Source organism: Comamonas sediminis (genome assembly GCF_041107495.1).
Taxonomy (GTDB): domain Bacteria; phylum Pseudomonadota; class Gammaproteobacteria; order Burkholderiales; family Burkholderiaceae_C; genus Comamonas; species Comamonas sediminis.
Genome location: NZ_JBGBDC010000004.1, coordinates 409,231 through 428,185 on the forward strand (window position 1 = coordinate 409,231; position 18,955 = coordinate 428,185).

General features: G+C 65.5%; 19 protein-coding genes. 16 read left to right on the plus strand and 3 right to left on the minus strand.

Annotation, left to right across the window (positions count from 1 at the left end; genetic code table 11):
• Positions 1-19: 19 nt before the first annotated feature.
• The 9 genes from prpF (at position 20) to AB7A72_RS12020 (ending at position 11,381) form a co-directional block, all read left to right on the plus strand.
• The gene (prpF, locus tag AB7A72_RS11980; protein WP_369460106.1) at positions 20-1,219 is read left to right on the plus strand and encodes a 2-methylaconitate cis-trans isomerase PrpF; all 1,200 of its coding nucleotides are present in this window, start codon (positions 20-22) and stop codon (positions 1,217-1,219) included.
• Between the two features lie 15 nt (positions 1,220-1,234).
• Positions 1,235-2,095: an isocitrate lyase/PEP mutase family protein gene (locus AB7A72_RS11985; protein WP_369460107.1), complete on the plus strand. Its 861-nt coding sequence runs from the start codon at positions 1,235-1,237 to the stop codon at positions 2,093-2,095.
• A gap of 130 nt (positions 2,096-2,225) precedes the next feature.
• Positions 2,226-2,915 (plus strand): response regulator, encoded by a 690-nt coding sequence (locus AB7A72_RS11990; protein WP_133856590.1) that lies wholly within the window; start codon positions 2,226-2,228, stop codon positions 2,913-2,915.
• Between the two features lie 70 nt (positions 2,916-2,985).
• On the plus strand, positions 2,986-3,846 hold the full coding sequence (locus tag AB7A72_RS11995) for a hypothetical protein (RefSeq protein WP_369460108.1): 861 nt from the start codon (positions 2,986-2,988) through the stop codon (positions 3,844-3,846).
• A gap of 13 nt (positions 3,847-3,859) precedes the next feature.
• The gene (locus AB7A72_RS12000; protein WP_239812427.1) at positions 3,860-4,924 is read left to right on the plus strand and encodes a PAS domain-containing sensor histidine kinase; all 1,065 of its coding nucleotides are present in this window, start codon (positions 3,860-3,862) and stop codon (positions 4,922-4,924) included.
• Positions 4,925-5,056: 132 nt separating this feature from the next.
• Complete coding sequence (locus tag AB7A72_RS12005; protein ID WP_312835487.1) at positions 5,057-5,653, plus strand: GbsR/MarR family transcriptional regulator; 597 nt, start codon at positions 5,057-5,059, stop codon at positions 5,651-5,653.
• 10 nt (positions 5,654-5,663) lie between these two features.
• On the plus strand, positions 5,664-7,106 hold the full coding sequence (locus AB7A72_RS12010; RefSeq protein ID WP_369460109.1) for an efflux transporter outer membrane subunit: 1,443 nt from the start codon (positions 5,664-5,666) through the stop codon (positions 7,104-7,106).
• Between the two features lie 22 nt (positions 7,107-7,128).
• Entirely contained in the window at positions 7,129-8,301 is a 1,173-nt protein-coding gene (locus tag AB7A72_RS12015; RefSeq protein WP_369460110.1) for an efflux RND transporter periplasmic adaptor subunit, read from the plus strand.
• Entirely contained in the window at positions 8,298-11,381 is a 3,084-nt protein-coding gene (locus AB7A72_RS12020; RefSeq protein WP_369460111.1) for an efflux RND transporter permease subunit, read from the plus strand. The genes AB7A72_RS12015 and AB7A72_RS12020 overlap by 4 nt, the downstream gene beginning before the upstream one ends.
• A gap of 166 nt (positions 11,382-11,547) precedes the next feature.
• Here AB7A72_RS12020 and AB7A72_RS12025 read toward each other — a convergent pair whose 3' ends face one another.
• Together AB7A72_RS12025 and AB7A72_RS12030 are read right to left on the minus strand one after the other, a co-directional pair.
• Entirely contained in the window at positions 11,548-11,742 is a 195-nt protein-coding gene (locus AB7A72_RS12025) for a hypothetical protein (protein ID WP_369460112.1), read from the minus strand.
• Positions 11,743-11,923: 181 nt separating this feature from the next.
• Positions 11,924-12,178, minus strand: coding sequence for a hypothetical protein (locus AB7A72_RS12030; RefSeq protein WP_369460113.1), 255 nt, complete (start codon positions 12,176-12,178; stop codon positions 11,924-11,926).
• Positions 12,179-12,411: 233 nt separating this feature from the next.
• Between AB7A72_RS12030 and AB7A72_RS12035 the strand changes: the two genes are divergently transcribed.
• Positions 12,412-12,714: a DUF883 family protein gene (locus AB7A72_RS12035; RefSeq protein ID WP_239812420.1), complete on the plus strand. Its 303-nt coding sequence runs from the start codon at positions 12,412-12,414 to the stop codon at positions 12,712-12,714.
• A 169-nt stretch (positions 12,715-12,883) separates the two neighbouring features.
• Here AB7A72_RS12035 and AB7A72_RS12040 read toward each other — a convergent pair whose 3' ends face one another.
• Positions 12,884-13,417: a hypothetical protein gene (locus AB7A72_RS12040; RefSeq protein WP_369460114.1), complete on the minus strand. Its 534-nt coding sequence runs from the start codon at positions 13,415-13,417 to the stop codon at positions 12,884-12,886.
• 261 nt (positions 13,418-13,678) lie between these two features.
• On the opposite strand from AB7A72_RS12040, the gene AB7A72_RS12045 reads away from it, so the two are divergent.
• The 6 genes from AB7A72_RS12045 to AB7A72_RS12070 all read left to right on the plus strand — a co-directional run bounded on the left by AB7A72_RS12045 (position 13,679) and on the right by AB7A72_RS12070 (position 18,921).
• Entirely contained in the window at positions 13,679-14,797 is a 1,119-nt protein-coding gene (locus AB7A72_RS12045) for a 4-oxalomesaconate tautomerase (protein ID WP_312461919.1), read from the plus strand.
• 69 nt (positions 14,798-14,866) lie between these two features.
• The gene (locus AB7A72_RS12050) at positions 14,867-15,895 is read left to right on the plus strand and encodes an amidohydrolase family protein (protein ID WP_239812417.1); all 1,029 of its coding nucleotides are present in this window, start codon (positions 14,867-14,869) and stop codon (positions 15,893-15,895) included.
• A 29-nt stretch (positions 15,896-15,924) separates the two neighbouring features.
• Positions 15,925-16,608: a 4-carboxy-4-hydroxy-2-oxoadipate aldolase/oxaloacetate decarboxylase gene (gene ligK / locus AB7A72_RS12055; RefSeq protein WP_239812416.1), complete on the plus strand. Its 684-nt coding sequence runs from the start codon at positions 15,925-15,927 to the stop codon at positions 16,606-16,608.
• Between the two features lie 10 nt (positions 16,609-16,618).
• Positions 16,619-17,539 carry an amidohydrolase family protein gene (locus AB7A72_RS12060; RefSeq protein WP_369460115.1) on the plus strand — a complete coding sequence of 307 codons (921 nt, stop codon included), beginning with the start codon at positions 16,619-16,621 and terminating at the stop codon, positions 17,537-17,539.
• A gap of 76 nt (positions 17,540-17,615) precedes the next feature.
• Positions 17,616-18,053, plus strand: a complete 438-nt coding sequence (gene ligA, locus AB7A72_RS12065) for a protocatechuate 4,5-dioxygenase subunit alpha (RefSeq protein ID WP_369460116.1) — start codon at positions 17,616-17,618, stop codon at positions 18,051-18,053.
• A gap of 1 nt (position 18,054) precedes the next feature.
• Positions 18,055-18,921 (plus strand): class III extradiol dioxygenase subunit beta, encoded by an 867-nt coding sequence (locus AB7A72_RS12070; RefSeq protein WP_312835478.1) that lies wholly within the window; start codon positions 18,055-18,057, stop codon positions 18,919-18,921.
• The last annotated feature ends 34 nt before the right edge of the window (positions 18,922-18,955 follow it).

Consider the following 18,955-nt stretch of genomic DNA (forward strand, 5'->3'; position numbering starts at 1 on the left):
AGTTTTTTTCTGAACGACCATGACAACCCTGACCGCCCATCCTCCCCAGATCAAGATCCCCGCCATCTATATGCGCGGTGGCACCAGCAAGGGGGTGTTCTTCCATGTGCCGGATTTGCCGCTGCCCGCGCAGCAGCCCGGCGCGGCGCGCGATGCCATCCTGCTGCGCACCCTGGGCAGCCCCGATCCCTATGGCAAGCAGATCGATGGCATGGGCAATGCGTCGTCCAGCACCAGCAAGGCGGTGCTGCTGGCCAGGAGCACGCAGCCCGACCATGATGTGGACTACCTCTTTGGCCAGGTCGCTATCGACAAGCCCTTTGTGGACTGGACTGGCAACTGCGGCAACCTGTCGGCCGCCGTCGGCCCTTGCGCCATCGCGATGGGCCTGGTCGACCCGGCCCGCATCCCGCAGGACGGCATTTGCACGGTGCGCATCTGGCAAGCCAATATTGGCAAGACCATCATTGCACAGGTGCCCATCCACAACGGACAGGTGCAGGAGACCGGCGACTTTGCGCTGGACGGCGTGGGCTTTCCGGCCGCCGAGGTGCAGCTGGCCTTTATCGACCCCGCCGACGAGGGCGAGGATGGTGGTGCGATGTTCCCCACTGGCCAGCTGGTGGACCAGCTCGATGTGCCCGGGGTAGGCAGTTTTGCCGCCACCTTGATCAATGCGGGCATTCCGACGATCTTTCTGAGCGCGCACGACCTGGGCTACAGCGGCCGGGAGCTGCAGGGCGATATCAACGGCGATGCCCAGGCCTTGGCGCGGCTGGAGACCATTCGTGCCTATGGTGCGCTGAAGATGGGCCTGATCCAGGACCTGAGCGAGGCCGCCAGCCGCCAGCACACACCGAAGCTTGCCTTTGTGGCGCCGCCGGCCAGCTACACGGCATCGAGCGGCAAGGCGGTGGAGGCCCAGGATGTGGACTTGCTGGTGCGTGCGCTGTCGATGGGCCAGCTGCACCACGCGATGATGGGCACGGCAGCGGTGGCGATTGGCACCGCAGCGGCGGTGCCGGGCACCCTGGTCAACCTGGCTGCTGGCGGGGGCGAGCGCAGCGCGGTGCGCTTTGGCCACCCCTCCGGCAGCTTGCGGGTGGGGGCGGAGGCACGCTTGCAGGATGGCCAGTGGGTGGTGGCCAAGGCGCTGATGAGCCGCAGCGCACGCATTCTGATGGAAGGCACCGTGCGGGTGCCAGGTGATTGTTTTTGAACGGGGGACTGTGGAATGGATACCAAGCAATGGCTGAAAGACATGGTGGCGGCCCGCCGGGGCGTGCTGGTGCCGGGGGCCTTCAATGCGCTGTCGGCCAAGGTGATCGAGGACCTGGGCTTTGAGGCCATCTATGTGACCGGGGCGGGCGTGACCAATATGTGGTTTGGCATGCCAGACCAGGGCTTTATGGGGCTGGCCGAGATCGCCGACCACACGGCGCGCATCCGCGACACGGTCAGCCTGCCCTTGCTGGTCGATGCCGATACCGGCTTTGGCAATGCGCTCAACGTCTACCACACGGTGCGCACCCTGGAGCGCGCCGGTGCGGATTGCATCCAGCTGGAGGACCAGGTGGCGCCCAAGCGCTGCGGACATTTCAACGGCAAGGAGGTGATCTCCACCGACGAGGCGGTGAGCAAGATCAAGGCCGCCGTCGATGCCCGGCGCGATCCGAACCTGCTGGTCATGGCGCGCACCGATGCGGCGGCCACCCATGGCTTTGAGGCGGCCGTGGAGCGTGCCCAGCGCTTTGCCGAAGCCGGTGCCGACATTCTGTTTGTGGAGGCCGTTACCACGGCCGAAGAAATCCGCGCGCTGCCAACCCGGCTGGCCACCCCGCAGCTGATGAACATGGTGATTGGCGGCAAGACCCCCATTTTTGATGCCGAGCAGCTGGGCGGGCTGGGCTACGGCATCGTGCTCTATGCCAATGCGGCGCTGCAGGGCGCTGTGGCCGGCATGCAGAAAACCTTGACCGTGCTGCGCGACGAGAAGGCGGTGCAGGAGTCCAGCGGTTTGGTGGCGACTTTTGCCGAGCGCCAGCGCCTAGTGGGCAAGCCCGCCTGGGATGCGCTGGAGAAGCGCTTTACCTGATAGCTCCATGCTGGCCGCTGCCATGCGGTGGTCGTGAGACTGTCATGGCGCTGAAATTCACCATTTTCAGTGAGGGGCAAGGGCCTGGGCTTGCGGAATAATTGCAGCACTTGGAATATGAACGGAACCCATGCCCACCCAGATGCTCACCGCCGATCTCGCACTGCCCGCACCCGTACTGGTGGTGGAGGACAACCCGCTGGTGCGCAACCGGCTGCAGGGTTTGCTGCAGCAGCTGGGCTATAGCAGCGATGCGCTGGTGATGGCCGGCTCGCTGGCCGAGGCGCGCGCTTACCTGGCGGGCGAGGCGCACACGGTATCGCTGGTGCTGGTCGACCTGGGCCTGCCCGATGGCAGCGGTGTGGAGCTGATCGAAGAGCTGCATGCCCAGGCGCCCAACCTGCCGATGCTGGTGGTATCGGCCTGGAGCACGCAGGAGATGATCTGGGCCGCGTTGCGCGCCGGCGCCGTGGGCTATGTGCTCAAGGAGCGCGACGACATGGAGATGGCCATGGCCTTGCGCAGCGTGCTGCGCGGCGGCGCGCCCATCGACCCCTTTATTGCGCGGCGCATCATTGAGGAGCTGCCGCTGCAAGCCCCGCCTGCCGTGCAGGCGGCGGATGACCCGGGCTTGAGCGCGCGTGAGCACACCATCCTGCACCTGGTGGTCGAAGGCCTGAGCAACCGCGAGATTGCCGAGCGGCTGTTCCTGTCGCGCTACACGGTGGAGTCGCACATCAAGAATGTCTACCGCAAGCTGTCGGTGTCCTCGCGCACCCAGGCGGCGCAGGAAGCGCGCCGGCGCCGCCTGGTGGATTGAGCCGCGCAGCGCGCAGCCCTGTCTCGCTGTCCCCGTAATCGCCCACCCATCCGATCTGGAGTGACTGACCGTGCCCCACACTTATTTTGATCCGCCTTTGCTGATTCGAGACGGCATGGGCACGTGGGTCGATACGCAGACGACGCCTTATGTCTGCAATATCGATGGCATGCCCCAATTCAACGAAGCACTTCCTGCAGGCGTCAAGGAGCTGCAGCCTGTGGCCGGCAGTCCGGTGGCCGGCACTCCGATGGCCGGCACCCCGGTGGCCGACACTCCGGTGGCCGGGACGCTTGAGCCTTCCTGGGGGCGCGGTTACCAGGTCAGTGGCACGCATAGCCAGCCGCCGACAAAATTTGGTGAGGAGACCAAGCTGGAGTTGCTCGCCACCGAGGTGGTGTACGAGCCGCTGTGGGCCACGCGGGACGCAGCAGCTGCCTTTGGCATCACGTTGATCGAGCCGGGGCAGGGGCTGCGCATGCAAAGCCCGATCCGCCATCTGGAGAACACCCCGTTCGAGTACGGCATGTTTGCCGGTCAGCAGTGCCCCTATCTGGACGAGGCGCACCGCAACCAGCTGCAGCCCACGGTGTGTACCGATCTGGAGCACCATGATTTTCCGCATGTGTTCTCTTCGGTGGATCCCCAGCTTCCGCTGGTGATTTCGGTCGGGCGCTATTGGCCGCAGCGGGCTAAAATCTTTCTCGCCGATCTTTGGGTGCCGCAAGGCATGGCCCTGTACATTCCGCCCAGGCCCAAAAATCCCCATGCGGCCTATATCGATCTGCACGGCAATCGCAATTCCGCGCTGGCCTGTTGGCGGGGTGGCACGCAAACCAGCGTGCAGACCCTGACCTTGCTGCCCAAGGACAGTGGCTACTTCTACTGGTTCTGGAATGCATTGCCGACGGTTCACCCTTTGTTGAAGTAACGCTGACACCTCTATGCTCGATACGCAGCCCCGTCTACGCACCCTGGAGCCAGACACCCACAACGGTCTCTACCAGACGCTGCTGGAGTCCACCTTGGCGATTCCGTTCCGCATCGATTGGGCGAGCAAAAAGTACACCTATGTGGGGCCGCAGATCGAGGCGCTGCTGGGCTGGACCCCGGACAGCTGGCAGACGGTGAACGACTGGGCCGAGCGCATCCACCCCGACGAGCGCGACACCACGGTCAACCGCTGCGTGGAGCTGTGTCTGGCAGGGGTTGACCATGAAGCCGAGTACCGGGCATTGACCAGCGATGGCAACTTTGTCTGGGTGCGCGAGGTGGTGCATGTGCTTTGCGATGCGCAGGGCGAGACCACGGGGCTGATCGGCTTCACCTTTGACATCAGCGAGCAGAAGAAGGCCGAGCAGCTGCGCGCCGAGCTGGATGCGCAGAAGCTGTCGAATGCGCGCCTGCAGGAGCGCCTGAACCTGACCCATGACCTGCATGACGGACTGGGCGGCTCCTTGGTACACATGATTGCCGCCGTGGAGCAGGGCGGCGATGGCGGCCTGACCCGGCCGCAGGTGCTGTCCATGCTCAAGCACATCCGCGATGACCTGCGCCAGACCATCGACAGCAATTCTTCGGCCCAGGTGCGCGTGCCTGGCTCTCCGCAGGAATGGCTGGCACCGCTGCGCCACCGCTTTGCCAACCTGTTCGATGCACTCGACATCCGCTGCGACTGGCAGTACGCGCCCGCCTGGCGCACGCCGCCCGATGCGCTGCAGTACCTGGCGATGACGCGCCTGGTCGAGGAAGCGCTCACCAATGTGATCAAGCACAGCCAGGCGCGCCATGTGCGCCTGTCCTTCCTGCAGCCCGAGGCTGACGACCTGGTGCTGGAGATCGAGGACGATGGCGTAGGCTTTGATGTGGCTGCGGTGGATGCCTCGGGTCTGGGCATTGGCATGCGCTCGATGGCCGTGCGTATGGGCCGCGTCGGCGGTGTGCTGGAGATCGATTCCGAGCCGGGACGCACCCTGCTGACCGCGCGGCTGGCGTTGCGCCAGTCCTGACGCTCCGAACGCAAGGGCCGTATACCTCGGCCTCTTTTTCCAATCCAGCGTTACTTTTGAAAACCAGGGTCAACCCGAATTCGTTTATATTGTTCAGCGGTGACTGAACAATATGAATGAAGGATGGTGGCTGTGACCCAGCAGGACAAGGCGAAAGCGGCGTTGGAGGCGCGCGAGCTGTTCATCGAGCGCAATGCGATCCAGGCGGAGACCAGCGGTCTGCCCCGGATCGCGGGGCGCCTGATCGGCATTTTTTTGCTCGATGGCGGGCCCATCAGCTTTGCCGAGCTGGCCGAGCGCATGCAGGCCAGCCGGGCCAGCGTGAGCACCAATACCCGTCTGCTGGAGCGCCTGGGCATTATTGAGCGGGTGGCGATGCGCGGTGAGCGGCAGGATTTTTTCAGCCTGCGGGCCAACCCTTTCTTGATTGTGCTGGAGCAGAGCATTGCCGATTGCCAGCGCTTTACAACCTATGTGGACGAGTTGCTGGCAGCCAGCCCGCTGCCCGCCGAGGCCACCGCGCGCCTGCAGCAGGCGCAGGATTTCCATGCGGTGACGGCCCAGACCTTGCAGGAGCTACTGGGCAAACTGGCCGATCGGCAAACGCAGACGGCCACCCGAGCGGTGCCGGCCAAGCGCAAGGCAGGTGCTCCTGCCTCTGCCCCTGGGGCAGCACCGAAAGCGCGCAAAGCGCGCAGCACTGCAGCCCGCCGCACCACCAAAGACTGAGGCCCCTGCAATGAAACACGTTCTATGGGCGGCAGCGCCGCTGTGCCTGGCGGCTTTGTCGGGTTGCTCCTCGGTGCCCGATGCGCGCGCGCCGGCGCCGGTGGTGGCCGCCCAGTTTTCGGTTGCGCCTTCTGCGGCCGGCCCCCAGGCTGTGCAGGCTGCGCCGCAACTCGATACCTGGTGGACCTTGTTCGAGCAGCCGCTGCTCAACCGCCTGGTGGACCAGGCCTTGGCCGCCAGCACCGAGGTGCGCATGGGCCTGGCGCGGGTGCGCGAGGCCCGTGCGCTGCGCGAGGCCGCACTGACGCAATACCAGCCCCAAGGGGGGCTGCGTGCCAGTGGCGACCACCGCAACGTGCAGCGCCTGGGCGGTGCCGCGGCGGGCGGCGCCGGCCTGGGCCGGCAAAGCAGCGCCGGGCTGGACTTTCAGGTGTCCTGGGAGCTCGATGTGCTGGGCCGGGGCGATGCGCTGGCGCGCCAGGCCGATGGCGACTACGGCGCGGCGCTCTATGGCGCCTATGGCGAGCGCGCCACCTTGGTCGCCGAAGTGGCGCGCAGCCTGTTTGAGGCGCAGCGCCTGACCGCCGCGCTGGCCGATGCGCAGGCGACGATCACCATCCAGACGCGGCTGCAGCAGGTGCTGGCGCGCAAGCTCGAGCGTGGCCTGGTGGCGCTGGCCGATGTGGCGCGGGTCGATGCCAGCTTGCTGGCGGCCCAGGCCAATGCGCTGGTGCTGCAGTCGCAGCTGGATGCCGCGCGCCGCGCGTTGCTGGTGCTGGTGGGGCAGGGCGACCAGCCCTTGTCCGCGCTGGTGCTCGATGACAGCCAGACCCGGGCGCCAGCGCTGCCGCAAGCCTTGCCGGCGGATTTGCTGGCACGGCGCCCCGATGTGCTGCAGGCCCAGGCCCAGATGGATGCGGCCGCTGGCGGGCTGGAGCTGTCGCGCCTGGCGCTGCTTCCCAGCATCACTTTGACCCCCGGGCTGGGGCTGAACTGGCAAAAGCAGGGCGCGTCGCTCAGCACCGGGCTGTGGTCGCTGGCAGGCAATGTGGCCATGCCGGTGCTGGACCGGCCGCGTTTGCTGGCCAATGCCCGCGCCCAGGGCGCCCGCGCCGAGCAGGCGGTGATCGCCTATGAGCAGGTGGTGCAGCGTGCGTTCTCCGAAACGGACCAGGCGCTGCTGCGCATGGCGCCGGACCGGCAAAGGCTGCAGGTGCTGGCGCAGGCCGAGGCACGCGCGCAGACCGCCTATGAAGCGGCACGCAAAGGCTATGAGGCCGGTTTTTTTGACCTGGTCGTGGTGCTCGATGCCGAGCAGGTCTACCGCGACTCACGCGGTGGCCTGACCCAGGCGCGCGCCGAGGCGCTGGCGCATGCGGTGCAGGTGTTCCAGGCGCTGGGCGGCGGTTGGCCCCGGGATGCGCTGGGCGCCGACACACAGAAGACGAATTGAGAGGGATGCAATGCGGCAATCAATGAAAAGCGGATGGCGTGTGGGTGTGGGGCTGGGCCTGGGGTCGGTCGCGCTGTTGGGGCTGGTGGCCTGCTCCGACGGCAGTGCAAACAAAGCCCCCAAGCCGGTGGCCGAGGTAGTGCGCACGGTGAGCGTGGCGCAGGTGGAGCTGCGGCCCATGGGCGGGGTGCAGCAGGCATCGGGCCTCTTGGTGGCGCGCGAGGAGATCGCCGTTGGCCCGGAGCTGGGTGGCTACCGCGTGGCGGCATTGCTGGCCGATGAGGGCGATACGGTGCGCGCCGGCCAAGCGCTGGCGCGGCTGGACGATGGCCTGCTGCAGGCCAAGATCGCCCAGGCGCAGGCCAGCATGGTGCAGGCCCGGGCGCAGGCCAAGCAGGCCCAGGCCGAATCGGCGCGGGTCGAAGGGCTGGACGGCCAGGGCGTGCTGTCGGACGAGCAGATCCAGCAGCGCCGCACGGCCGCAGCCAGTGCCACTGCGAATGCCGATGTGGCCGCTGCCAACCTGGCCGGGCTGCGCGTGGAGGCCGAGCGCATGGTGCTGCGCGCGCCGGTGGCCGGTGTGGTACTGCAGCGCAATGTGCGCCGTGGCGATGTGGCCAGCCCCGGCGGCGAAGCGATGTTCCGCCTGGCGCGGGACGGCATGGTGGAGCTGGCCGCCGAGGTGCCCGAGGACCAGGTGGACCGCATCCAGCCCGGCGACAAGGTGGACGTGGCGCTGGCATCAGGCGTGGAGCTGGAAGGGAAGGTGCGCCTGCTGTCGCGCCGCGTGGACGACAAGACCAAGCTGGCCCAGGTGCGCGTGGTGCTGCCGGTGCGGGCCGATCTGCGCCCGGGCGGCTTTGCGCAGGCGCGTTTTGCCCAAGCCGCGGCCCCGGTGGCGGCGGTGCCGGAAAAAGCCATCCACTTTGAAGCCGGTGGCCCGCAACTGGCCACCATTGATGCGGACAGCCGCATCCGCAAGCTGCCGGTGAGCCTGGGCGCCCGCGCCCAGGGCTGGGTGGCCTTGCGCGATGGCCCACCGGTGGGCACCCGCCTGGCCTTGGGCGGCGGCGCCTTTGTGCTGGATGGCGACCGGGTACAGGTCAGCACAGCAGCCGAGCCGGCGGCTAAGCCCGCTGCAGCGCCAGCCGCTCAGGCCGCAGGCAGTGCTGCAGGGGCCGGAGGCCAGCGATGAAGCTCCGTATCTCCGCCTGGTCCATCCAGAACCCGATCCCCGTGGTGGTGCTGTTCATCGCCATCATGGTGGCCGGCCTGATGGCCTACCGGGTCATGCCGATCAAGCTCTACCCGGATGTGTCCTTTCCGATCGTGCAGGTGGCAGTCGCCTTGCCCAGCGCGGCGGCGACCGAGGTGGAAACCCAGGTCACCCGGGTCGTGGAAGACGGCGTGGCCAATGTGGCCCGGGTCAAGCATGTGATCTCTACCGTCACCCAGGGCATGTCCCTGACCGTGGTGGAGTTCGAGATCGGGCTGGACCCGCAGCGGGCCGTGGACGAGGTGCGGGCCGCCATTGACCGGGTGCGTGCCAACCTGCCAGCCAGCATCGAGCCGCCGATTGTGGAGCGGCTGGATTTTGATGCGCTGCCGTTGCTGACCTATGCGGTCACAGCGCCTGGCATGGACGATGTGGAACTGAACTGGTTCATCGAGGATGTGGTGGCGCGCAAGCTGGTGGCCCAGCCAGGGGTGGGCCAGGTCACCCAGGTGGGCGGTGTGGCGCGTGATATCACGGTGACCCTGGACCCCGCCCGCTTGCAGGCGCTGGGCCTGACGGCCGTGGCCGTGAACGATGCGCTGCGCGCCCACAACCTGGATGCATCGGGTGGCCGCACGCAGATTGGCGCGCAGGAGCAGCAGGTGCGTATCCTCGCTGCTGCCCCCTCGGTGCAGGAGCTCGAGCAGCTGGTGATTGCCACGCGCGATGGCCGCCATCTGCGGCTGGGCGATGTGGCCACGGTGGCCAGCGGCGCCAGCGACCGGCGCGGCTTTGCGGCCTTGAATGGCGAGGCGGTGGTGGGTTTTCAGGTGATGAAGACCAAGGCCGCATCGGACGTGGATGTGGAGAGGGCGGTGGCCAAGGCGGTGGCGGCCCTGGCCAAGGAGCAGCCGGGTGTCTCCTCCCAGCTGGTGTCGTCGGGCGCCAAGAACACCCGCGATAGCTTTGATGCCACGGTGGCGACCTTGCTCGAAGGTATGCTGCTGGCGGCGGTGGTCGTCTTCATGTTCCTGCGCGACTGGCGCGCGACGGTGATTGCCGCTGTGGCCATGCCGATCTCGCTGATCCCGACGTTTGCGGTGATCCACTGGCTGGGCTATTCGCTCAATATGCTGTCCTTGCTGGCGCTGACCCTGGTGATCGGCGTGCTGGTCGATGACGCCATCGTCGAGGTGGAGAACATCCAGAAGCGGGTGCAGGCGGGGGCATCGCCCTGGCGTGCCGCCATGGAAGGGGCGGACGCCATTGGTCTGGCGGTGGTGGCCACCACGTTGGCGATCGCCGTGGTGTTTTTGCCGGTGGCATTCATGGGCGGCTATGCCGGGCCGTACTTTCGCGAGTTTGGGGTGACGGTGGCCGTGTCGGTGATGTTCTCGCTGCTGGTGGCGCGCCTCTTGTCGCCGCTGATGTGCGCCTATCTGCTCAAGCCCTCGGCGCAGCCCCATCCGCACAAGCCCTTTGTGGGCCGCTACCGCCGGCTGCTGGAATGGGCGCTGGCGCACCGCTGGCTGTCGCTGACGGCTGGTTTGCTGATCTTTGTCGGCTCGCTGATGCTGGCCTCGCTGTTGCCCACCGGCTTTGCGCCCAAAGGGGATGGCGGCACGGTGCAGATCAGCCTGCAAGGCCCGCCGGGCGCCACCACCGAGGACATGCGCTCCTCGGCCGCCAGCCTGACCCGCTTGCTGCGCCAGCAAGGTGATGTGCAGGACGTGTTTGTCAGCGTGGGCAGCAGCCAGCGCGATGGCGATCCGCGCAAGGGCTCGGTGATTGTGCAGCTGAAGTCGCCGCGCTCGATGACGACCAAGGCCTTCCAGGACCATATGCGGCCCTTGCTGCTGCAGGTGCCGGATGTGCGGCTGAGCTACAGCGAAAGCGAAGGCGGCGGCACGCAGAACCTGCAGGTGATCCTGGGCGGCCACGATGGCGAGCTGCTGCGGCGCACGGCCGCCGATGCTGAGCGGCAGCTGCGCAGCCTGCCGATGCTGGCCAATGTGCACCAGGTGGCGCCCAACCCCGGCCCCGAGCTGGTGATACGGCTCAAGCCCGATGCAGCCGCCCGCCTGGGCGTGACCCCCGATGTGGTGGCCGAGGTGGCACGCATGGCCAGCCTGGGCGATCTGGATGCGACGGCATCCAAATTCAACACCGGGCGCCAGCGTCTGTCGGTGCGGGTGCGCCTGCCGCAGGATGCGCTGCGCGATCTGGACAGCATTGGCGCGCTGCGCGTGCCCACGGGGCAGGGCGGCACGGTGCCCCTGTCGGCGGTGGCGGACATGCATTTCCAGGTGGGCGAATCGCACATCGACCGCTTTGACCGCGAGCGCCGCATCACCTTGGAGGCGGAGGTCAATGGCGTGTCGCTGGGCCAGGCCAATGCGGCCGTGGATGCGCTGCCGTTCCTGAAGAACCTGCCCGCAGGGGTATCGCGCCCGCTGTACGGCGATGCCGAGGGCATGCAGGAGCTGTTTGCCAGCTTTGGCCTGGCCATCATGGCGGGGGTGGGGCTGATCTTTGGCGTGCTGATCCTGCTGTTCCGCAGCTTCGTCAAGCCAGTGGTGATCCTGGCGGCGCTGCCGCTGTCACTGGCGGGCGCCTTTTTGGCCTTGCTGGCGACGGGTGGGGAGCTGAACCTGCCGGTGCTGATTGGCTTGCTGATGCTGATGGGCCTGGCGGCCAAGAACTCAATCCTGCTGGTGGAGCATGCGGTGGAGGCCGAGCGCATGGGTAAGAGCCAGACGGAGGCCTTGCTGGAAGCCGCGCATGAGCGGACCCGGCCGATCATCATGACGACGATTGCGATGGCCATGGGCATGCTGCCGACGGCGCTGGGCGTGAGCAGCGGTTCGGAGTTCCGCCAGCCGCTCGCCGTCGCTGTCATCGGCGGGCTGGTGTCGTCCACGGCGCTGTCACTGGTGCTGGTGCCGGTGGTCTACGCGGTGATGGATGATTTCGAGAACTGGCTGCGGCCCAAGCTGGCCCGCTGGGTAACTCTGCCGAGCGCCCAGGAACAGCAAGAGACGCTGCATACCGGCGCATGAACGGCCGGGCGCCTGCGCTGGATCTCTCATCGCCAGGCCGGGCGGCAGGGACGCCGACCGGGAGGGCGCCCCATCATGCCCGGTCTGCGGGCTGGCTGTGCAGCGCGGTGCCTGTGCGTTGCGATGGCTCGGGCCAATAAAAAGCCCGCTTGAAGCGGGCGGCGTCTCAGGAGCCTGTGTCCTTCCAGTGGGGGACCGTTATGGGGCTGGTGAGTTGGTCAATCTTGGCATCAATCAGCATCATCTTGGCGTGCTCGGGCGTACCTTCCTGTGGATTGCGCATCAAGAGACTGGCGCCCTCAGCTTTGAGCTGGTCTAGGTACTCGTCTCTGGCGGCATCCTCTTGCTTTCGTTGCAACACGGCATACCTTCCTGTCAGCGCCACCTACATGGGCACTAACATGGTCAGGGTAACCGTTATGCAGGAATTGTCCTATAGGGTTTGGCAATAAATCTATATTGTTACCGCTTGATGCCTGTTTTCGCATGCGCTTGATCGCAGGGCAGTGCCTCTTTGGAGCTTCATTCTCTCCTCTGAAGCTCTAGGCAGTGGGTTTTTTGCTGCCCTTGGGACGCCCGTCAGCAGCCCGCTCATCGGTGTCCACCAAACCGTCTTTCAGGTCCTGGTGCGCCTGTTCAATCGGCGGCGAGGGCTCTGGATTCACCTCTCCGACAGACTGGTCCCGTTCATGGGGCATCTTGGCGTGGACGCCCGGATCCTGGGGATGCTGCTTGCGGGTGGTGTTGATCTGGGTCTCTTCATTGGGCGGGGGGTTCTTCAGTTCTTTGTCTTTCATAGGTCCTCCAACAGCGGGGGCGCTGTGCCACCATCGTCGCCCATCAGCCTTCCTGCCCCTGTAGGAAAACCTATCTCAGTCCATGTACGGCAATGCGGCAACTGTATCTGGCGCTGCGTTGTGCTGCGGTCAGCACATGCAGGCGGGCCGCATTCCTACATGGCCGGTGCATGGCTTTGGATAAGGTAATAACTGAAGCACGTTGTGGACGTGCGCACAAGAAAGGAAAAAGCATGTTCTTCAAAAAGCACCAGGTCAGCCTGTCGGATGTAAAGGGCGATGTCGACAAGCTGGTGGACGATGTGCGGTCGCTGCTGTCGGTCAAGGAGCTCGACGCGATCCCTGAAATCAAGCGCATTCGTGAGCGCATGGACGAAGGGATGGGGATCGCCAAGGATTCGGCCGCCCGCGCGATTGCCCAGACCAAACACACCGCTGCCTGCACGGACAAATATGCGCATGATGAGCCCTGGCGGTTTGCAGGCGCGGCCCTGGCCATCGGGGTGGTGCTGGGCTATGCAGTCTGCCGGCGCTAGATCGGTAGGCAGTGATCGGACGGAGGCCATTGCGCTTCCCTGCGTGTAGAACAAAGGCCTCTGGCCGATGCCCTCTTCAAGGGGTGCATCAGCCAGGGGCTTTTGGTTTTCTTTCACATGGTCATCTGATCCATCGCGCCCATACCATCGCAGCCGCGCGGCCGCTGCGTCAGCGTGCGGGCGGCGGCAGCGGTGCTGCGCTGTCCAGCGGCGCCTGCGGAGGTGTCTGCAGGGGTGCCAACGTGGAGTCGGTCGAGACCGCGGGAGGCGCTTCCACCTGGCGAATGCGTGCATCCTGCTGCGCGCGCAGGTAGGCCTGTTCCGCGTCTCGCTTGCAAACCTTCACCGCCTCTCCGCGCATGTCGTTGCAGCGTTCATGGGCGACGCGGTAGTCCGCCTGGGCCCGGGCGAGCCTCACCTGGTATTCGTGCTCGGCGCCCCCTTGCAGCTTCAGATCGCGCTCGGCCTGCGCCACGCGCCGGCTGCCCTTGGCATCCTCTTCGCATATCTCACGCATATTGCCCTGCAGCGTGCTGCAGTGCGCCATCGTCTGCTCATACTGCAACGCGATGCGCTGGGTTTCTGCACGGGCCTCTTCGGCGCTCATCGCCGAGACGCTGGTGGCCGAGGTCAGTGCTGCGGCCGTGATCGCCAAGGTGCCAGCCCTCAGGAAAATGGCGGTGTTCAAACGGTGGATAAACATGGTTCCGATGCTATCGGCGCGGCCTGCACCGCATTGAAGGTGCCCGCTTGCAGCGCCCGTAGGACGGGACAGTATTCATGGCCGCGCCGCAGCCGGGACGCGCAAAGCACCTGCCGGCGCCGATGGCAGCGTGTTCTGGCGCGGCCCCGGGGCTTGGCTTAGATATGCTCAGAGGTTATAGCTGCTAGGCGGGCGCGTACGTGGCTCTTTGGCATGTCTCTCTCCAGAATGGATGGCACGAGACCACACCGGGAGAAATGCATGCCAACGGCCATTCCATGCCTGCTGATGCGAGGCGGCACCTCCAAGGGGCCGTTCTTCAACGCCGCCCATCTGCCCGACGATGTGGCCACCCGCGACCGGGTGCTGCTGGCCGCGCTGGGCTCGCCCGACCGCAGGCAGATCGATGGCCTGGGCGGGGCGCATCCGCTGAGCAGCAAGATCGGCATCGTCAGCCTGTCGACGCAGCCCGGGGTGGATCTGGAATTTCTGTTTGCCCAGGTGCAGCCCGACCAGGATGCCGTCGATACCCGCCCCAATTGCGGCAACATGCTGGCCGCAGCGGTGCCATTTGCGCTGGAGACCGGCATGCTGCAGCCCCGCGGCGATCGCGCCACCTACTGCGTGTTGAGCCGCAATACCGGCATGCGTACAGAGATCACGGTTCCGCTGGACAAGGGACAGCTCGCCGAGCTTGGTGATGCGCATATCGATGGCGTGCCCGGCAGCGCAGCACCGATCGAGGTCCGTTTTCTGGAGACGGCCGGCTCGGTCTGCAAGCGCTTGCTGCCGACCGGCAATCCGCGCGACCGCTTCAACGTCCGGGGTGCGGGGTTTGCGCCGTTCATTCTCGACGCGACCTGTATCGACAACGGCATGCCACTGGTCATCTTCGAGGCTGCCCATGTCGGCGCGACCGGCTATGAGACGGTCGCCGAGCTGGATGCCCACATGGATCTGCGCCGCCGGGTGGAAGCGCTGCGCCTGCAGGCCGCCGTCGCGATGGGCCTGGGCGATGTGAGCGCCAAGAGCTATCCCAAGATGACGATGATCGCGCCGCCCCGCCACGGTGGCGCGCTGACCACCCGCAGCTTCATTCCCCATGTCTGCCACGAGAGCATTGGCGTATTGGCCGCCGTTACCGTTGCCACGGCCATCACCTTGCCCGGTACGGTCTGCGACGGACTGGCAGTGCGCTGTCCAGGCCCAGGCACCGAGCGGCTGTCGATCGAGCATCCCTCCGGGGCGCTGGCGATGAACCTCAGCGATGCAGCGGCGCAGAACCCCGCGTTGCCGAAGGTGGCCCTGCTGCGCACGGCCCGCGTGCTGATGCGCGGCGAGGTGATGGTGCCCAGCACCGTCTGGAAAGGGCCCGCATGAGGCGGCTCGCACCGGGCGCCGCCGAATGGCCCGCGCCTACACCCCCCTACACGCAAGGAGACATTCCGCATGATCATTGATGTACATGGCCATTACACCACTGCACCGGCAGCCTTGGGCCAGTGGCGCGATCTGCAGATGGCCGGCCTGCGGGACCCGCGCAAGGCACCTGCGGCCACCGATCTGCGCATCAGCGACGACGAAATCCGCGAGACGATCGAGAACAACCAGCTCAGGCTGATGCGGGAGCGGGGGCTGGACCTGACCGTTTTCAGTCCACGTGCCAGCTTCATGGCCCACCACATCGGGGATTTCGACACTTCAAGTGCCTGGGCCGAGGTCTGCAATGAACTGTGCTTTCGCGTCAGCGAACTGTTCCCCGAGCACTTCGTGCCTGCCGCGATGCTGCCGCAGTCCCCCGGCGTCGATCCGCGCAGCTGCATCACCGAGCTGGTCCGCTGCGTCGAGCACTACGGCAATGTGGCGATCAACCTGAACCCTGATCCCTCCGGCGGGCACTGGACGGCCCCGCCGCTGTCCGACCGCTTCTGGTACCCGATCTACGAAAAGATGGTGGAGTACGACATTCCTGCGATGGTGCATGTCTCCACCAGTTGCAACGCCTGCTTTCACACCACTGGCGCCCATTACCTGAATGCCGACACCACGGCTTTCATGCAGTGCCTGAACAGCGCACTGTTCCAGGACTTTCCGACGCTGCGGTTTGTGATTCCCCATGGCGGCGGCGCCGTGCCCTACCACTGGGGGCGGTTTCGGGGTTTGGCGCAGGCGCTGAACACGCCACCGCTGGAGACCCATCTGCTGAACAACCTGTTTTTCGATACCTGCGTTTACCACCAGGCCGGCATTGACCTGCTGACCCGTGTCATTCCGACGAAGAACATCTTGTTTGCCAGCGAGATGGTCGGCGCGGTGCGCGGCATGGATCCGCTGACCGGCCACCACTTCGACGACACCAAACGCTATATCGAGGCCACGCCTTACCTCAGTGAGGAAGACCGTCGCCAGGTGTACGAGGGCAACGCGCGCCGCGTGTTTCCGCGTCTGGATGCCGTACTTCGCAACCAAGGGCGGTAAAGCGCCCGCCCACAGACAAGGAAATGCTTATGTATGAACTCGGCGTTGTGTACCGCCATATCCAGCGTGCGGATCGTGCGGCTGCCGACGGGCTGGCCTGTTTGGGATCGGCTACCGTGCACGAGGCCTTGGGGCGGGTGGGGCTGCTGCAGCCAGCGCTGCGCCCCATCGCAACAGGTCAGCAAGTTTCCGGGACGGCCGTCACCGTGTTGCTGCAGCCGGGCGACAACTGGATGCTGCATGTCGCCGCCGAGCAAATCCAGCCTGGCGACATCGTCGTAGCGGCGGTGACCTCCCCATGCAGCGATGGCTATTTTGGCGATCTGCTGGCCACCAGCTTCCAGGCGCGCGGCGCGCGGGGCCTGGTCATTGACGCGGGGGTGCGCGATACCAAGACCTTGCAGGACATGGGCTTTCCTGTTTGGAGCCGCACCGTGTCGTCCAAGGGCACGATCAAGGCGACGTTAGGCTCCGTCAATATCCCGATTGTGTGTGCCGGCATGTGGGTGACCCCTGGGGATGTGATTGTCGCCGATGACGATGGGGTGGTCTGCGTCCCTGCGGACAGGGCCGTTACCACGTTGGAGACCGGCTTGGAGCGTGAGCGGCTCGAGCGCAGCAAACGGGCCCAGCTCGCTGCCGGGGTACTGGGTCTGGACCTGTACCAGATGCGCGGCCCGCTGGCCGGCTCCGGCTTGCGCTACATCGACTGAGGAGCGCAGCATGCAGTCACTCCCCCCTAAAACCCCCGGCTGGCTGGACTGGCATCCCAAGCCCGCGAAGCCGCGCTTGGTATTGCCGCCAGGTGCGGTGGATGCGCATTGCCATGTGTTTGGCCCGGCGGCAGAGTTCCCCTTTGCCGCAGAGCGCAAGTACACCCCTTGCGACGCGAGCAAGCAGCAGCTTTTTGCGTTGCGCGACCATCTGGGCTTCTCGCGCAATGTGATCGTGCAAGCCACCTGCCATGGTGCGGACAACCGGGCGATGGTCGATGCCTGCAAGGCCTCGGAAGGCAGGGCCCGGGGCGTGGCCACGGTCAGGCGAAACGTCAGCGACCGGGAGCTGGAAGCGCTGCACCTGGCCGGCGTGCGGGGCGTGCGCTTCAATTTTGTCAAAAGGCTGGTGGACGTGACGCCGCAAGATGAGTTGCAGGAGATTGCCGAGCGCGTCGCTGACCTGGGCTGGCATGTGGTGGTCTATTTTGAAGCGGAAGACCTGCCAGATCTGTGGCACTTCTTCAGCCGCCTGCCCACCCCTGTAGTGGTCGACCACATGGGGCGGCCCGATGTCAGCAAGCCCGCGCATGGGCCCGAGTTCGGTCTGTTTCTGCAACTGATGCAGGCGCATGACAACGTCTGGTGCAAGGTCAGCTGCCCGGAGCGGCTGTCGCTGACGGGCCCGCAGGCGCTGCAGGGTGAACAGCGCGCCTACCAGGATGTCGTGCCTTTTGCGCGCCGCGTGGTCGAGGCCTTTCCCACCCGCGTGCTTTGGGGCACCGACTGGCCCCATCCCAACCTGAAGGACCACATGCCCGATGACGGTCTGCTGGTGGATTTCATCAGCCAGATCGCCCCCACGCCCGCCCTGCGGCAGCAGTTGCTGGTGGACAACCCGTTGCGCTTGTATTGGCCCGAGGACGCGTAAATCCACAGATGCAATTGTCTTGGGTTGGCTGCCTCCGTGCAGGCCAGGAATCAATAACAAACTTGGAAAGATAAATATGGCATTGGAAAAACCCTATCTCGATGTGCCCGGCACCGTTATTTTTGATGCCGACCAGTCACGCAAAGGGTACTGGCTCAACCAGTTTTGCATGTCCTTGATGAAGGCTGAAAACCGCGCGCGTTTCAAAGCGGACGAGCGCGCCTATCTGGAAGAATGGGAGATGAGCGAGGAGCAAAGGCAGGCGGTGATGGCCCGGGACCTGAACTGGTGCATACGCACCGGGGGCAATATCTATTTCCTCGCCAAGATTGGCGCCACCGACAGCAAGAGCTTTCAGCAGATGGCCGGATCCATGACGGGGATGAGCGAGGAGGCCTACCGCGCGATGATGGTGGCCGGTGGCCGGTCGGTGGAGGGGAACCGGTTCATGCATGAGGCAGCGGGCACACCCGCCCAGCCCACAGGCGCCGTCGCCGGCAAGGAGGGGGTCTGACATGGCACGCATCAGCGCATCGGTATTCACGTCGCACGTGCCCGCCATTGGCGTGGCCATCGACCAGGGCAAGACCCAGGAGGCTTATTGGCAACCGCTTTTCCAAGGCTATGAATACTCGCGCCAGTGGATGCGCGATAACCGGCCCGATGTCATTTTTCTGATTTACAACGACCACGCCACGGCTTTCAGCCTGGATCTCATTCCCACCTTTGCGATAGGGACCGGGGCCGAGTACTTCCCCGCCGATGAAGGCTGGGGGCCGCGCCGCGTGCCCAAGGTGGTGGGGCATCCCCAGTTGGCATCCCATATTGCGCAGTCGGTGATCCAGCAGGACTTTGACCTGACCATCGTCAACCAACTGGACGTGGACCATGGACTGACGGTTCCGCTGTCCTTGATGTGCGGAGAGCAGCCGGTGGACGGAGCCTGGCCTTGTCCGGTGATTCCCTTTGCGGTGAATGTGGTGCAGTACCCGGTGCCGTCGGGCCAACGCTGCTTCAACCTGGGCCGTTCGATCCGCAAAGCCGTGGAGAGCTTTGACGAGGACCTCAATGTTCAGATCTGGGGGACGGGGGGCATGAGCCACCAACTGCAAGGTGCACGCGCGGGGCTGATCAACCAGGAATGGGACAACTGCTTTCTGGACCAGCTCGTCCATCACCCTGCGACCTTGGCCAAGGTACCCCATATCGACTATGTACGTGAAGCTGGCTCGGAAGGCATCGAGCTGGTCATGTGGCTGATTGCGCGGGGTGCCATGGCGGATGTCGATGACCCGGCGAGAACGCCCACGGTCAAACACCGCTTCTACCACGTGCCGGCCTCCAACACCGCTGTGGGTCACCTGATTCTAGAGAACGGTTGAAAAACACTTATGTCGCTGATTTTCGGTATGTATC

What these genes read in the sequence shown, in the direction of transcription:
- AB7A72_RS12000 (WP_239812427.1), top strand. Translation starts at nt 3,860, where the DNA reads ATGCTCGATACGCAGCCCCGTCTACGCACCCTGGAGCCAGACACCCAC.
- AB7A72_RS12050 (WP_239812417.1), top strand. Translation starts at nt 14,867, where the DNA reads ATGATCATTGATGTACATGGCCATTACACCACTGCACCGGCAGCCTTG.
- AB7A72_RS12015 (WP_369460110.1), top strand. Translation starts at nt 7,129, where the DNA reads ATGAAAAGCGGATGGCGTGTGGGTGTGGGGCTGGGCCTGGGGTCGGTC.
- AB7A72_RS12045 (WP_312461919.1), top strand. Translation starts at nt 13,679, where the DNA reads ATGCCAACGGCCATTCCATGCCTGCTGATGCGAGGCGGCACCTCCAAG.
- AB7A72_RS12010 (WP_369460109.1), top strand. Translation starts at nt 5,664, where the DNA reads ATGAAACACGTTCTATGGGCGGCAGCGCCGCTGTGCCTGGCGGCTTTG.
- ligA (WP_369460116.1), top strand. Translation starts at nt 17,616, where the DNA reads ATGGCATTGGAAAAACCCTATCTCGATGTGCCCGGCACCGTTATTTTT.
- AB7A72_RS11985 (WP_369460107.1), top strand. Translation starts at nt 1,235, where the DNA reads ATGGATACCAAGCAATGGCTGAAAGACATGGTGGCGGCCCGCCGGGGC.
- AB7A72_RS12060 (WP_369460115.1), top strand. Translation starts at nt 16,619, where the DNA reads ATGCAGTCACTCCCCCCTAAAACCCCCGGCTGGCTGGACTGGCATCCC.
- ligK (WP_239812416.1), top strand. Translation starts at nt 15,925, where the DNA reads ATGTATGAACTCGGCGTTGTGTACCGCCATATCCAGCGTGCGGATCGT.
- AB7A72_RS12020 (WP_369460111.1), top strand. Translation starts at nt 8,298, where the DNA reads ATGAAGCTCCGTATCTCCGCCTGGTCCATCCAGAACCCGATCCCCGTG.
- AB7A72_RS12030 (WP_369460113.1), bottom strand. Translation starts at nt 12,178, where the DNA reads ATGAAAGACAAAGAACTGAAGAACCCCCCGCCCAATGAAGAGACCCAG.
- AB7A72_RS12040 (WP_369460114.1), bottom strand. Translation starts at nt 13,417, where the DNA reads ATGTTTATCCACCGTTTGAACACCGCCATTTTCCTGAGGGCTGGCACC.
- AB7A72_RS12035 (WP_239812420.1), top strand. Translation starts at nt 12,412, where the DNA reads ATGTTCTTCAAAAAGCACCAGGTCAGCCTGTCGGATGTAAAGGGCGAT.
- AB7A72_RS12070 (WP_312835478.1), top strand. Translation starts at nt 18,055, where the DNA reads ATGGCACGCATCAGCGCATCGGTATTCACGTCGCACGTGCCCGCCATT.
- AB7A72_RS11990 (WP_133856590.1), top strand. Translation starts at nt 2,226, where the DNA reads ATGCCCACCCAGATGCTCACCGCCGATCTCGCACTGCCCGCACCCGTA.
- prpF (WP_369460106.1), top strand. Translation starts at nt 20, where the DNA reads ATGACAACCCTGACCGCCCATCCTCCCCAGATCAAGATCCCCGCCATC.